Below are 13,600 nucleotides of genomic sequence, written 5' to 3'. Positions count from 1 at the left end.
CTTGACACGCGTCCGGCCGTGCGGCATGGTGGAGCACGCAGCGAGACGAACCGTCTCGTCTCATAGTGATCGGAGCAGACGCATGACCCGTCCCGCCCACATCGCCATGGTCAGCACCCCGTTCCCCGGGCACGTCAACCCGAGCCTGGAGATCATCCGGGAGCTGGCGGCCCGGGGCCACCGGGTCACCTACGCCAACGACGCCGTCTACGCCGACCGCATCGCCGCGACCGGGGCCGAGCCCGTCGTCTACCGCTCGACGCTTCCGCACGAGGGGACCGAGCACCCCTCCGACTGGCCCGAGGACCCCGCGGGCCAGATGGCCGTCTTCCTGGACGACTCGATCGCGATGCTCCCGCAGCTCACCGCCGTCTACGACGAGGACCGCCCCGACCTGGTGCTCTACGACATCACCGGCTACACCGGCCGCGTGCTCGCCGAGCGCTACGGGGTGCCCGCCGTCCAGCTCTCGCCGTCCGCCGTGGCCTGGGAGGGCTACGAGGAGGACATGGCCGAGTTCATGGAGTCGGTCCGCGCCACCCCGACCGGGGCCTCCTACTTCGAGCGCTTCGAACGGTGGCTGGCCGACAGCGGCGTCGCCGACACCGACCCCCAGCGCTTCTCCGGCCGCCCCGACCGCTGCCTGGCGCTGATCCCGCGCGCCATGCAGCCCAACGCCGACCGCGTCGACCCGGACCGCTACACGTTCGTCGGCCCCTGCCTGCCCCTCGACCTGGACGAGGGCTGGCAGCGCCCCGCCGACGGCTCCCGCGTCGCGCTGGTCTCCCTCGGCTCGACCTTCACCGACCAGCCCGACCTCTACCGGGAGTGCCTGCGGGCGTTCGGCGACCTGCCGGGCTGGCGCCTGGTCCTCCAGATCGGCAAGCACGTGGACGAGGCCGCCCTCGGCCCGATCCCCGGCAACGTCGAGGTCCACCGCTGGGTGCCGCAGAAGGCCATCCTGAAGGAGGCGGACCTGTTCGTCACCCACGCGGGCAGCGGCGGCGCGAACGAGGGCCTCTACTACGGCGTCCCGATGATCGCCGTGCCCCAGGCGGTGGACCAGTTCATGAACGCCGACCGCCTCGTCGAGCTCGGCGTCGCCCGCCGCCTGGACACCGCCGAGGCGACCGCCCCGGCCCTCCGCGAGGCCCTGGACCACCTGACCACGTCCCCCGACGTCGCCACGGCCCTGAAGAGGATCCGCACCGAGACCGCCGAAGAGGGAGGCACCCGCCGAGCCACCGACCTGATCGAGACGTACCTCTCCTAGACGGTGCCGTCAAAGCCCGCTGCCACAGCAATCCGGGAGGCTCCGACGCCGAAGACCGCCCACCATCTGAGCCGCAGCGCACTCAAATACGCGGCTGCCCGACGCGCGGGAACGTTCACACCACCCCACAGAGACACCCGAATCGTCCGCTGCGGCCCTCGTCGACCACCACCGATGAGGCGGCGCCGCGCGACGCGTGAGCGGGGTGCCCCTTGCCGAACCGGCCGAGCGGAAGCCGAAGCGCTGGTCGCTGACGCTTCGCCAGGAGCTTGGCCCCGGCGCCTTTCCCTGATACGGCTGCGAGCCCCTGAGGTGCCGCCTACAGGGAACGGCTCGATCGTCATGGGGTGGCGCTGCACGACGCGTGAGCGGGGTGCTCCCCGCCAAATCGGCTGAGCGGGAGCCGAAGGGCTGGTTGCTGACGCTTCGCCAGGAGCTCGGCCCCGGCGCCTTTCTCGGATACGGCTGCGAGTCCCTGGTGCGCCGCCTACAGGGAACGGTTCGATCGCCGTGGGGCGGCGTCGCGCGACGCGTGAGCGGGATGCCTCCCGCTGTACCGGCTGAGCGGGAGCCGAAGGGCTGGTTGCTGACGTTTCGCCAGGAGTTCCGCCCCGAGGCATTGCCCGGATATGGCTGCGAGCCCCTGAGGTGCCGCCTACAGGGAACGGCGAACGGCTCGATCGCCGGTTAACGCTCTGACGCGCGTCATCGGAGGTCGGAGGGGGTGTTGATCAGGGGGAGCCGGGCCAGGCGGGCCCGTTCTCGCATCGCGGTCTCGGCGCGGCGGTGGGCGCCCAGCCTCGTGTTCTGGACGCTGTCGCGCAGCTTGAGGATCGCGTCCAGCAGCATCTCCGGCCGCGGCGGGCAGCCGGGCAGGTAGACGTCCACCGGGACGATGTGGTCGACGCCCTGCACGACGGCGTAGTTGTTGAACATGCCGCCCGAGGAGGCGCACACGCCCATCGCGATGACCCACTTGGGCTCGGCCATCTGGTCGTACAGCCGCCGTAGCACCGGGGCCATCTTCTGGCTCACCCGCCCGGCCACGACCATGAGGTCGGCCTGGCGGGGCGTGGCTGAGGCGCGCTCCATCCCCCACCGGGAGAAGTCGTGCCGCGGATCGCCGACGGCCATCAGCTCCATGCCGCAGCAGGCCAGCCCGAACGTCATCGGCCACATCGACGACCTGCGCGCCCAGCCGGCCATCGCCTCGACGGTCGTGAGCAGGAAGTCCCCGGGAAGGTGCTCTTCGAGTCCCATAGTCCTTCCAGGCTGGCCGCGTGGCGTGACGCGATCAACGACGGATCCCGCCACGGTCGTTAAGCCCGGCGTCACAATGGGCGCATGGAGATGCGCGAGATCGAGGCGTTCCTGGAGGTGGCCCGGGAGCTGCACTTCGGCCGCGCGGCCGCGCGGCTGGGCGTGTCCGCCCCTCGCGTGAGCCAGGCGGTGCGCGCGCTGGAACGCCGGGTCGGCGCCCCGCTGTTCGAGCGGACCAGCCGGCGGGTCCGGCTGACGCCGCTGGGCGAACGGCTGCGCGCCGAGCTCCAGCCCGCGTACCGGCGGATGGAACGGGCGCTGGAGGAGGCGCGGAGCGGCGCGGGCACCGAGGTGCTGCGCGTCGGCGTCGCGACCAGCCTGCCCGCCGCCGCGGTCGACGGGCCGATCCGGGCGTTCGAATGCGCCCGTCCCCGCTGCGCCGTGGTGCGTTCGGCGCACCCCAACACCGACCCGGCCCGGTGGGGGAACCGCTGGCCGGTGGACGTCTTCGTCGGCTGGCTGCCCGCCGATCCCGCGCGCGTCGAGGCCATGGGCTTCAACGTCGGCCCGGCGTGGTTCCACCGGGAGCGGGCGGCGCTGGTGGCGGCCGGGCACCCGCTGGGGCGGCGCGCCGGCGTCGACGTCGAGGAACTGGCCGGCCAGGACATCTTGTACCCGAGCGGCATGCCGCAGCGGCTCGCCGACCTGTGGACGCCCCCGGCCACCCCCGGCGGGACCCCGCTGCGCCGGGTGCCCCGGCACAGGTCCGCCTCGCTTGAAGAGGCGGTCGTCCTGGTCGCCGCGGGAGACGTGATCCACCTGACGGTCACCTCGGTGAGTCCGGACGACCCCCGCGTGGTCACCGTGCCGGTGTCCGGCCTGCCCCCGATGGTCTGCGCCCCGGTCTGGTCCGCCGACACGGGCGGCGCGGTGCTCGACGACTTCGCCCGGATCACCGCGGGGAGCGGGTGAGGCCAGGTCATCGCGGGCATGTTCTGGCGCCCGGCGTGGATGGGTGCGCCGTGAATGGTTACGTACAGGATGTGACGAGGGACGCGGGAAGGCTGGTCATAGGCCGTTACCGCCTGCTGGAAGTGCTGGGCGAGGGCGGTATGGGCGCGGCCTGGCGCGCGATGGACGAGCGCATCGGGCGCGAGGTCGTCCTGAAGCAGGTCAAGCTCCCGTCCGGGATGGACGACGAGACGCGGGCGGCGATGGTCGCGCGGATGGACCGGGAGGGCCGGGCGGCGGGGATGCTCAAGCATCCGGGCATCATCACCGTCCACGACCAGTTCCACGACCGGGACGGCCTGCCCTGGATCGTGATGGAGCTGGTGAGGGGCCCCTCGCTGGACCGGATCGTCAAGGACGGCGGGCCGCTGCCGGAGGCCGAGGTCGCCCGGATCGGCGCCGGGATCTGCGAGGCGCTGGCCGCCGCGCACGCGGCCGGGATCGTGCACCGCGACATCAAGCCCGCCAACGTGCTGCTGGAAGGCGACCGGGTGGTGGTCACCGACTTCGGGGTCGCGGCGGTGACGGGCGAGGCCACCCTGACCCCGTACGGGGCGCTGCTGGGCACCCCCTCCTACATGGCCCCCGAGCAGATCAACGACCACCAGGCCACCCCGGCGTCCGACATGTGGTCCCTGGGCGCGACCCTCTACTACGCCGTCGAGGGCCGTCCCGCGTTCGCCGGTCACACGACCGCGGCGCTGCTGCTGGCGGTCAGCCGCAGCGCCCCCGCCCCCACGACCCGCGCCCAGGCGCTCAAGCCCGTCCTGCGCGACCTGATGCGCCGCGACCCCGCCCGGCGGCCCACCGCCGGCGCCGCCGCCGTCGCCCTGCGCCGGATCGCCGCGCGGCCCGCCGAGCCGACGAAGGTCCTGCACCGGCCCTCCCGCGCCTCCCGCGCCTCCCGCGGCACCCGCCTGAAGATCCTCGCGGCCGTCGTCGCGGTCGCGGCGCTCATCGCCGTCCCCGCCGCCTACCTGCTCACCCGGCCGCCCGACCACCCCCGCTGGAACCGCACGCCCGTCGCCGCCGGCCAGTTCCCCACCGGCGACCTCGGCAGCGTCAACGCGATGGCGTTCAGCCCCGACGGCAGGACCCTGGCCGTCTGCGGCGGGGAGGACAAGGCGGTGCGGCTGTGGGACGTCGCCCGACGCGCCCCGGCCGGTCGGCCTCTCACCGGTCACACCGACGCCGTCTTCTCGGTGGCGTTCAGCCCCGACGGCAAGGCTCTGGCCAGCGGCGGCGCCGACGGGACGGTACGGCTGTGGAACGCCGCCCAGCGCACCGCGACCGGTCAGCCCCTCGCCACCGGACGGGTCCGGTCGGTGGCCTTCAGTCCCGACGGCAGGACCCTGGCCACCGGCGGCGAGGACAGGACGGCACGCCTGTGGGACGCCGCCTCGCGGGCCCCGATCGGCCAGGCTCTCGCCGGTCACACCGGCTGGGTCTGGTCGGTGGCGTTCAGCCCCGACGGCGAGACCCTGGCCACCGGCGGCGCCGACGACTCGGCGCGGCTGTGGGACGTCGCCTCGCGCAGCATGATCGGCAAGCCCCTCACCGGCCACACCGACACCGTCCTGTCGGTGGCGTTCAGCCCTGACGGGGAGACCCTGGCCACCGGCGGCGTCGACCAGACGGTGCGGCTGTGGGACGTGGCCTCACGCGCCCCGATCGGCCGGCCCCTCACCGGTCACACCGGCGAGGTCTGGTCGGTGGCGTTCACTCCCGACGGCAGGACCCTGGCCACCGGCGGCGAGGACAAGACGGTGCGCCTGTGGGACGTCGCCTCGCGCACCCCCGTCGGCCAGCCCCTGACCGGCCACATCGAGCCCGTCCTGTCGGTGGCGTTCAGCCCCGACGGCAGGATCCTGGCCACCGGCGGCGGCGACCGCACGGTACGCCTGTGGCGCCCATGACACCACCGGCTGAGCTGACCGCCGCCTGCGGCATCGGCCGGATCAGCCGGTCGCGGCCCGAAGGGCGGCCGGGTCCACGTCGGGGACGGCGAACCGAGGGTTGTGACCCGCGGCCACGACCCGCATGACGAACCCCGCCGCCTCCTCCAGCTGCCGCGAGCCGTCGAGCCCCCCGACCACGGCGGCCCGCCCGCCGAGATCCCGGACCAGCGCCGCGGCGCGATCGAGCGCGCCCGGCTCGTCCCCGCAGAGGGCCACGACCGGCGCCGTGTCCCGCGGCCCCTCGTACGGCCACGAGGCGCCCGCGAACAGATGGAGCGCCTTCACCACGTGCGCCCCCGCGGCCGTGCGGGCCACGAGTTCGGCCGCTGAGCCGGTCGCGGGCTTGAGCGCCCCGGTCGCGTGGTCGACCGGGTTGGTGCAGTCGAGCACGGTCCTGCCGGCCAGCGCCCCCCGGGGGCCGCCGACGAGGGACAGCCCCGTCTCCAGGCCCTCCCAGGGGAGCGCCACCACGACCACGTCGGCCCGAGCCGCGAAGTCGGCGGGGGCCACCGCTCTGGCGGCATGGCCGATCCGGTCGGCGGCCTCGTCGGCGCGCGGCCCGTTCCGCCCCGTCACCGACAGCGGGTGGCCGGCCGCGGCCCAGACCCGGCCCAGCGTCACGGCCAGGTCGCCGGTGCCCAGGATCCCCACGTTCACAACGATCTCCTTCGTTCGGAAGCGATGCCCTCGGAACGCTACGAACGCGGCTCCTACCGATCGGTAGGAGGCCGGTGTGACACTGGAACCCGTGATCGAGGAGAACTGCCCGACGTTCGTGTCCGACTGCCATGTGCGCGCGGCGGTCGAGCTCATCCACCACACCTGGGATCCCGTCGTGCTCTCCGCCCTGCGCCCGGGACCGACGCGACGCAACGAACTCCTGCCGCGCATCGCGGGGATCAGCGACAAGGTGCTGACCCAGGCGCTCCGGCGTCTGCGATCGCGCGGGCTCGTCACCAGGGTCCGCGACGCCGAAGGGGCGCCTGCCCGCGGGGCCGCGGTCTACCGGCTCACACCGCTCGGCGAGTCCTTCGCGAACGGGCCACTGGCCCAGCTCGCGCGGTGGGCCGCCGACCACCAGGCCGAGCTCGTGGAGCCGCCGACGACGTCATGACCCATAACGGGCGGATGGGCGAAACGGGAGTGTCGGGAGGCGCGATAACCCCGCGTGGGTGTTGAGTCTCCGGTGGGATCGGGGTTCGCGCGGACCCGGGACATCGTGGTGGTGGCGGCGCTGCTGGCCGTCCTGGCGGTGGGGCTGCTCGTCGTGCTGGTGCAGGTGTGGCCTCCGCCGCTGCCCGCGTCGGCCGCCGCCCAGCCCGAACGCGTCCCCGCCGTCCGCGTGGACCTGTTCGGGTGGACGGCGCGGGTCTCGCGGGAGGCCAGCCTGTTCGTCGTCGTGCTCGCCGCCGGGGCGGTCGGCGCGACCGTGCACGCGATGCGGTCGCTGTTCTGGTACGTCGGCAACCGGTCGCTGCGCCGTAGCTGGCTGATGATGTACCTGTTCCTGCCGTTCACCGGCGCGCTGCTGGCGCTGGTCGTGTACCTGGTGCTGCGCGGCGGGCTGACCTCCCCGACCGGCGGCTCCACCGACGTCAACCCCTACGGGATGGCCGCGATCGCCGCGCTGGTCGGGCTGTTCTCGCGGGAGACCTCCGAGAAGCTGCGGGCGGTGTTCGCGACGCTGCTGGCCCCCGCGCAGGCCGGACGCGACCAGGCGCTGCCGCCGCAGGTCCACTCGGTCGAGCCCGCCTCCGGCCCGGTCGGGACCGAGGTGCTGGTCCGGGGGAGCGGGCTGCGGTCGGCGACGGCGGTGCGGTTCGGCGGGGCCGACGCCCCGGCCGCCGAGGTCACCGACGACAGTGTGCGGGCGACCGTCCCGGCGGGCGCGACCAGCGGGCGGCCGACCGTGCTGACGCCCGCCGGGTCGGCGACCGGCCCCGCCGACTTCACCGTGGAGTGAGCCGGTCAGGACCAGTGCGGGAACCACGCCTCGTGGGCGGCGCCGGGCAGCACGCGCGGCAGCTCGCCCTCGTCGGTCACCGCGACCTCGTCGGCGGACTTGGCCCGCCCGAACTGGAGGGAGGCGCCGTGGCGGTCGCGGCCCGCGTCCTCGGGGCCGACGACCAGGCAGGTGTAGCGCGGCTCGTCCAGCTCCTCGGCCGGGATCGCGTTGCCGACCGCCAGGCTGTTGGCGACCACCGACCAGCTCCCCAGCACGTTCACCTGGCGTTCGGCGGCCTGCTGCTCCCAGCGGAACCGCAGGATCGGCTTGGAGAAGATCGGAACGAGCAGGTGCGACACCCCGCAGGCCGCGAACTCCGGCTCCCACCCGGTCGACCGGGTCAGGTCCTCGCAGATCAGGACGGCCAGCCGGCCCAGTGAGCAGTCCAGCAGCCCGATCCGGTCGCCGTGCGCGATGTACTCGTCGACCGCGCCCGCGACCGGCCGGTCCGACAGCCGCCACATCCGGAGCTGCCGGGCGTCCAGCGTGAAGCCCGACAGCTTGTCCTGCGTCAGCAGCTCCTCGCCGGTCCAGCGGTCGATCAGCACGGCGCGGTTGGCGGGCGGGTCGCCGCCGCCGACCGGGCCGCTGCCCAGCAGGATCAGCCGCAGCGGGTGGCGGCTCCGGTCCCGTCCGGCGGTGCGGAACGCCGCCTCCTTCCACCGCTCCACGATCCCGTCGGTCAGCGTGGCCTCGGGCATGACCGCGATCTGCGCGCCCGCCTCGTCCAGCCGCCGCAGCACCGTCTCGATCCGGCCGCCGGAGACCGCGTGCTCGACCGGGCCCAGCCGGTAGACGTCGAGGCGGTGGTGGCGCTCGACGCGGAAGTCCACCTCGTCGCGGGTCTCCAGCATCGGGGCGCAGCCGACGGCGACGGGCTCCTCCCGGGGGAAGTGCGGGTCGTTCACCGCCGGGAGGACGCGGTGGTCGAGCGCGTCCCACCGTCCGGCGGGCACCCGCTGGACGCCGAAGAAGTCGGCCTTGGAACGCCGCCCCAGCGGACGTCCCGGAAACGCGCACCGGGGCAGCAGCGCCCCGGGGACCCCGTCGGTGTTGAACCGCCCCTCGGTCAGGTAGCGGGTGAGCGTGCCGACCAAGGCGGGCGCGTTGTGGTAGGGGCCGAACGGGTTCACATGCGCGAGCGCCTGGTCCAGCGCGAGCAGGACGGTGAACCGCCCGCGGTACCCGTCCTCCGCGATGAGCGCGCGGACGGTCCCGGCGTCGGGCTCGCCGTCCTCCAGCACCTGTTCCGACAGTTCGAGCGCGCGTCGCCGTACCTCGTCGTCGGCGTACCACTCGGTGGCCGTCCACTGCCGGAAGAGCTCGTCGGGGAGGTCGTCGTACAGCAGCACGAACAGGTCGGCGGGTTCGGCCGGGTAGACAGCCGAAGCCGTCCGGTCCGTCATGGGCGCCCTCCGGGGGGAGCGGGGCGGTCAGGGGCGGGTCGCCCGATGCTAACCGCCGGGCGTCAGGGTCATCAGTGACATGCGATACACATCGTACGAAGAAAGTTTGCGAGTGTGACCAAAGCGTTGCCGACCTGCGTTTTCGTGACCGGGGAAAGCGCTCGACCCATCACTTGACATTCACTTGGCATCGGCGCATGCTGGAGGGGTCCGCGCACTCGACGACCGTGAGGTGACCCGTGACCGGACGCACAGAGACGCCGCCCGCCGGACATGACCGCGCGAGCGAGGCGCGCCGTCTGATCGACTCCATGGAGCACGCCAAGAGCATCGGCGAGGGCCACTTCAGCGCCCTCGGCATGCTCATCAACGACGCGTCGCTGTGCGCGGACGAGGCCGCGCTGGTGGCGGTGCAGGACGGACTCCAGTGGCTGCACCGCGCCCACTACCTGGACAAGGCCAACCTGGACCCCGACCAGCGCGAGGAACGCGGCCGCATCCTCGGCCTCATCGACGTCGCGCACTGGGCGCTGCGCCGCCTGCCCTCGGGCCTCCAGCTCGGCCTGCAGCCCGGCGGCCACGCCGCGCGCTTCCTGCAGAGCGTGGCGAGCCACCCCGGCATGAACAACCAGCAGCTCGCCGACGCCCTCGGCACCGACGCCACCGAGGTCAGCCGTGTCGGCCGCAAGCTGCTGTCGGCGGGCGTGGTCTGGCGGCGCAAGGAGTGGCGGCACAACGCCTGGGACATCACCCCGCGCGGCCGCGAGTACCTGGAACGCGCGGGCCTGCTCACCGAGGCCCCGCACCACGAGGGCTCCCCGGACACCCCGCCGCCGCCCCCGACCCGCCGCCCCGACCTCGCCTGACCCCCCTTGCCCCGGCCGCGCCCGCCGGGCGCGGCCGGGACCGGTCACAGGAGCTCGACCAGCCGGGCCAGGCCGTCGGACCCGTGACCGGCGGCCACCGCCCGCTCGACCAGCTCCCGGAACGGCTCCATCAACCGCGTGTCCACCCCCTGGTCACGCCCGGCCGCGAACAGGCCCGGCAGGCCCGCCCGCGTGGTGTCGATGCTGGACACGGTGGTCGCGTACGCTCCCGCGTCGATCTGCTCGGCCTGCTGCCGCAGGCTCGGCAGCATCGCCGCCAGCAGCTCGGTGACCATCGGGGCGAACGCGCCCGCCGCGACCTTCTCCGACCGCACGAGCGCGACCGCCTGGTAGAACCCGGCGTACATCCCGAACATGGCGCTGAGCAGGGCCAGGTCGTACAGCGCGGCCATCCCGGGGTCCTCGCCCAGATGGCGCGCGGTGCCGAGCGCCCCGAGCGTCCCCTCGTGCGTCCGGAACGCCTCCGCCGGGCCGCTGTAGAGGACCAGCGCCTCGGGCCGTCCGACCATCGGCGGGACCGCCATGATCCCGCCGTCCAGGTACGCCGCGCCGTACCCGGCGACCTCCCCGGACAGGGCGCGGGCCTGCGCCGGGGCGCCGTTGGTGAGGTTGACGACCGTCCGGCCGGGCAGGACGTCGCGCGCCTCGTCCAGCACCGAGGCCGCGTTGTCGTACACCGACAGGCACACGACCGTCAGCGGCGAGGCCGCCACCGCCTCGCCGATCCCGGCGGCGCGGGTCGCACCGGGCGGGGTGGGCCGGGAGGCCGACCGGTTCCACACCGTCGTCGGGTGACCGGCGCGCACGAACGCCCCGGCCAGCGCCGTGCCCATCAGGCCGAGTCCGAGCACGGTCACGGGAGTCCTCGTCATGGGTTCCGCCTTTCACGTTGGTGACGGGACGACTGTGGGGCAGGGGGGTTCGGGTCGGGTTCGGCCGGGGTTCGGGCATACGGTTGGATCATGCGTTTCGGGGTGCTCGGCCCGCTGGAGGTGCGGACCGACGGGGGTGAACCGGTCCGGGTGCCCGATCTGAAGGTGCGGACGCTGCTGGCCTGCCTGCTGGCGCACCGGGGCGAGACCGTCGCGGCGGACCGCCTGGTCGATTGGCTGTGGGGCGCGGAGCCGCCCGCCGACCCGAGGGCGACGCTGCGGGCGCGCGTGTCGCAACTGCGGCGGACGCTGGAGGACGCCGAACCCGGCGCCCGCGCCCTCGTCGAGACGCGCCCGCCCGGCTACCGGCTCGCCGTCCCGCCGCACGCCGTGGACGCGGGCCGCTTCGAGGAGGCCGTGGCACGCGGGGAGGCCGACGCGCTCGCGCTGTGGCGGGGCGCGGCGTTCGCGGACTTCGCCGAGGCCCCGTTCGCCCTGCCGGAGATCGCCCGGCTGACGGAGCTGCGGCTGACGGCGGTCGAGGAGGGGGCCGGGACGCGGACGGCGGGCGAGCTGGCCGCGCTGGTCGCCCGGCACCCCCTGCGGGAACGGCTGCGCGCCGCGCACCTGCGCGCCCTGTACCGCGAGGGGCGGCAGGGCGAGGCGGTGCGCGCCTACCTGGACCTGCGCGACCTGCTGCGCGAGGAGCTGGGCATGGATCCCGACCCCCGCACCACCGCGCTGTACGAGGCGATCCTCCGGCGGGACCCGTCCCTGGACGCGCCGCGCGGGAACCTGCCCGCCCCCGTCACGGACCTGGTGGGCCGGGACGCCGCCCTCGCCGAGGTGCGCGCGGAACTGCGCGCGCACCGGCTGGTCACGCTGACCGGCCCTGGCGGGGTCGGCAAGACCCGGCTGGCGGTCGAGGCGGCGCGCGGCGCGGAGCACCCCGACGGCGTCTGGCTGGTGGAGGCCGTCGACGCCGGGACCGGTGTCGCCGAACGGGTCGCCGAGACCGCCGGCCTGCGCGACGTGGCGGGCGGCCCCGCCGACCCGGTGGCGCGGCTGGCGGGGGCGCTGCGCGACCGCCGGATGCTGCTGGTCCTCGACGGCTGCGAACGGCGGGCCGAGGAGGTCGCCGCCACGGCCGCGGCCCTGCTGCGCGGCGCGCCCGGCCTACGGCTGCTGGTCACCTCCCGCGAGCCGCTGGGCGTCTCGGGGGAACGCGTGTGGAGCGTTCCGCCGCTGGCCGAGGCGGACGCGGTCGCGCTGTTCGCGGCGCGGGCTCCCGGTCCCGTCACCGACGGCGCCGCCGTCGCCGCGGTCTGCCGGAGGCTGGACGGGCTGCCGCTGGCCGTGGAGCTGGCCGCCGCCCGCGTGCGGTCCATGGACGTGCGCGAGCTGGCCGACCGGCTGGACGACCGGTTCCGGCTGCTGACGGGCGGCCCCCGGGACGCGCCCGCCCGCCAGCGCACCCTGCGCGCGGTGATCGACTGGAGCTGGGAACCGCTGCCCGGACCCGAACGCGCCGTGCTGCGGCGGCTGGCGGTCTTCGCCGACGCCTGCCCCCTGGCCGCCGCCGAGGCGGTGTGCGCGGACACGCCCGGACAGGACGTGCTCGACCCGCTGGCGCGCCTGGTGGACCGGTCGCTGGTCGTGCACACGGCGGGCCGGTACCGGCTGCTGGAGTCGGTCGCCGCCTACGCGCTGGAACGCCTGCGCGAGGCGGGCGAGGAGGACGCGACCCGCGCCCGGCACCGCCGCCACCACCTGGACCTGGCCGAACGCGCCGCCCTGCGCGGCCCCGGCCAGCGCCGGTGGCTGGACCGCCTGGACACCGCCGACCCGCGCGCCGCCCTGGACGACGCCGTGCGGTCCGGCGACGCGGACACGGCGCTGCGCCTCGCCGACGCCCTGGCCTGGTACTGGTTCCTGCGCGGGCGCGTCGGGGAGGCCCGCCGCGCGCTGGAGGCGGCGGCGGGCGTCGCGGGCCCGGTGACGCCCGGCGTCCGCGCGCGGGTCGGGGTGTGGCGGGCCGGTTTCGCGTTCCTGGACGGCGACGGGGCCGACCGCGCCGCACGCACCCGCGCCGCGCTCGGGGGGATCGACGACCCGCGCGACCTGGCGTGGGGACGGTGGTTCCTGGCCTTCGCCCGCGCCGGGTTCGGTGACCTGCGGGACGTCGCGGACCTGGCGGACCGTGCCCTGGCGGCGTTCCGGGAGCACGGCGACGCCTGGGGCACGGCCGCCGCCCTGTACTCGCGGGCCGCGTGCGCGCTGGCCTCCGGCGACCTGGCCACGGCCGGACGCGACGCCGCCGAGAGCCTGGCGCTGTTCGACGCCGAGGGCGACCGCTGGGGTCGGATGCAGGCCGCCGAGCGGCTCGGCGTGCTGGCCGAGATCCGCGGCGACCACGCCCGCGCCGCGCGCCTGCACGAGGAGGGCCTCGCCCTGGCCGAGAACCTGGGCCTGCGCTCCGAGGTGTCCTACCGGCTGTCGCGGCTCGGCCGGATCGCGTCGCTGACCGGCGACCATGACCGGGCCGACGAGCTGCACCGCCGCGCCGCCCGGCTGGCCGCCGCGGAGGGGAACCGGCGGATGGAGCACTTCGCCGAGATCGGCCTCGCCCTCGCCGCCCGCAGGCGCGGCGACCTCGACGCCGCCGAGGCGCTGCTGCGCCGCTGGCTGGGCTGGGTCCGGCGGGTCGACGGCGCGCCGGGGCTCGCGCTCGTGCTGGCCGAGCTGGGCTTCGTCGCCGAGCTGCGCGGCGACGCCGAGCAGGCCCGCCGCCTGCACGGCGAGGGACTCGCGGCGGCGCGGGCCAGCGGGAACCCGCGCGCCGTGGCGCTGGCCCTGGAGGGGCTCGCGGGAGCCGAGGCGCTGGCCGGACGACCCGGGCACGCGGCCCGGCTGCTGGCGGAGGCGGCC

The 13,600-nt window shown here is 75.3% G+C and carries 11 protein-coding genes; 7 read left to right on the top strand and 4 right to left on the bottom strand.

The genetic code is table 11. The features are described 5' to 3' along the window. Nucleotides 1–25 precede the first annotated feature (25 nt). Complete coding sequence (locus AKI01S_RS12830) at nt 26–1,273, top strand: macrolide family glycosyltransferase (protein ID WP_067815626.1); 1,248 nt, start codon at nt 26–28, stop codon at nt 1,271–1,273. Nucleotides 1,274–1,978: 705 nt separating this feature from the next. On the opposite strand, the gene AKI01S_RS12825 is transcribed toward AKI01S_RS12830, so the two are convergent. Next, nucleotides 1,979–2,533 (bottom strand): NuoB/complex I 20 kDa subunit family protein, encoded by a 555-nt coding sequence (locus AKI01S_RS12825; protein ID WP_067815623.1) that lies wholly within the window; start codon nt 2,531–2,533, stop codon nt 1,979–1,981. An 84-nt stretch (nt 2,534–2,617) separates the two neighbouring features. On the opposite strand from AKI01S_RS12825, the gene AKI01S_RS12820 reads away from it, so the two are divergent. Together AKI01S_RS12820 and AKI01S_RS12815 are read left to right on the top strand one after the other, a co-directional pair. After that, a complete protein-coding gene (locus AKI01S_RS12820; protein ID WP_083999457.1) occupies nt 2,618–3,505 on the top strand; it encodes a LysR family transcriptional regulator in 888 nt (295 codons plus the stop codon). A gap of 71 nt (nt 3,506–3,576) precedes the next feature. Beyond that, entirely contained in the window at nt 3,577–5,460 is a 1,884-nt protein-coding gene (locus AKI01S_RS12815) for a WD40 repeat domain-containing serine/threonine protein kinase (RefSeq protein WP_157419803.1), read from the top strand. Between the two features lie 42 nt (nt 5,461–5,502). Here AKI01S_RS12815 and AKI01S_RS12810 read toward each other — a convergent pair whose 3' ends face one another. Then, nucleotides 5,503–6,159: an NADPH-dependent F420 reductase gene (locus AKI01S_RS12810; protein ID WP_067815614.1), complete on the bottom strand. Its 657-nt coding sequence runs from the start codon at nt 6,157–6,159 to the stop codon at nt 5,503–5,505. A 91-nt stretch (nt 6,160–6,250) separates the two neighbouring features. On the opposite strand from AKI01S_RS12810, the gene AKI01S_RS12805 reads away from it, so the two are divergent. Both AKI01S_RS12805 and AKI01S_RS12800 read left to right on the top strand, forming a co-directional pair. Further along, the gene (locus AKI01S_RS12805; protein WP_067815781.1) at nt 6,251–6,616 is read left to right on the top strand and encodes a winged helix-turn-helix transcriptional regulator; all 366 of its coding nucleotides are present in this window, start codon (nt 6,251–6,253) and stop codon (nt 6,614–6,616) included. Nucleotides 6,617–6,688: 72 nt separating this feature from the next. Next, a complete protein-coding gene (locus AKI01S_RS12800) occupies nt 6,689–7,465 on the top strand; it encodes an IPT/TIG domain-containing protein (protein ID WP_067815611.1) in 777 nt (258 codons plus the stop codon). 5 nt (nt 7,466–7,470) lie between these two features. Here AKI01S_RS12800 and AKI01S_RS12795 read toward each other — a convergent pair whose 3' ends face one another. After that, entirely contained in the window at nt 7,471–8,913 is a 1,443-nt protein-coding gene (locus tag AKI01S_RS12795) for a carbon-nitrogen hydrolase family protein (RefSeq protein WP_067815608.1), read from the bottom strand. A gap of 239 nt (nt 8,914–9,152) precedes the next feature. Here AKI01S_RS12795 and AKI01S_RS12790 point away from each other — a divergent pair, with 239 nt between their 5' ends. Then, nucleotides 9,153–9,779, top strand: a complete 627-nt coding sequence (locus AKI01S_RS12790) for a helix-turn-helix domain-containing protein (RefSeq protein ID WP_067815605.1) — start codon at nt 9,153–9,155, stop codon at nt 9,777–9,779. Between the two features lie 44 nt (nt 9,780–9,823). Here the strand turns inward: AKI01S_RS12790 and AKI01S_RS12785 are convergent, their stop codons facing one another. Next, a complete protein-coding gene (locus tag AKI01S_RS12785) occupies nt 9,824–10,672 on the bottom strand; it encodes an NAD(P)-dependent oxidoreductase (RefSeq protein WP_067815602.1) in 849 nt (282 codons plus the stop codon). Between the two features lie 90 nt (nt 10,673–10,762). Here AKI01S_RS12785 and AKI01S_RS12780 point away from each other — a divergent pair. Further along, nucleotides 10,763–13,600: AfsR/SARP family transcriptional regulator (locus AKI01S_RS12780; protein WP_067815599.1), on the top strand; the 2,838-nt coding region annotated here is incomplete at its 3' end.

This window comes from Actinomadura kijaniata NBRC 14229 (genome assembly GCF_001552175.1).
Lineage (GTDB): Bacteria > Actinomycetota > Actinomycetes > Streptosporangiales > Streptosporangiaceae > Spirillospora > Spirillospora kijaniata.
Note: the sequence above shows the minus strand (reverse complement) of the source record. Positions and strands in the feature narration are given on the sequence as shown.

What these genes read in the sequence shown, in the direction of transcription:
- AKI01S_RS12820 (WP_083999457.1), top strand. Translation starts at nt 2,618, where the DNA reads ATGGAGATGCGCGAGATCGAGGCGTTCCTGGAGGTGGCCCGGGAGCTG.
- AKI01S_RS12795 (WP_067815608.1), bottom strand. Translation starts at nt 8,913, where the DNA reads ATGACGGACCGGACGGCTTCGGCTGTCTACCCGGCCGAACCCGCCGAC.
- AKI01S_RS12830 (WP_067815626.1), top strand. Translation starts at nt 26, where the DNA reads ATGGTGGAGCACGCAGCGAGACGAACCGTCTCGTCTCATAGTGATCGG.
- AKI01S_RS12825 (WP_067815623.1), bottom strand. Translation starts at nt 2,533, where the DNA reads ATGGGACTCGAAGAGCACCTTCCCGGGGACTTCCTGCTCACGACCGTC.
- AKI01S_RS12785 (WP_067815602.1), bottom strand. Translation starts at nt 10,672, where the DNA reads ATGACGAGGACTCCCGTGACCGTGCTCGGACTCGGCCTGATGGGCACG.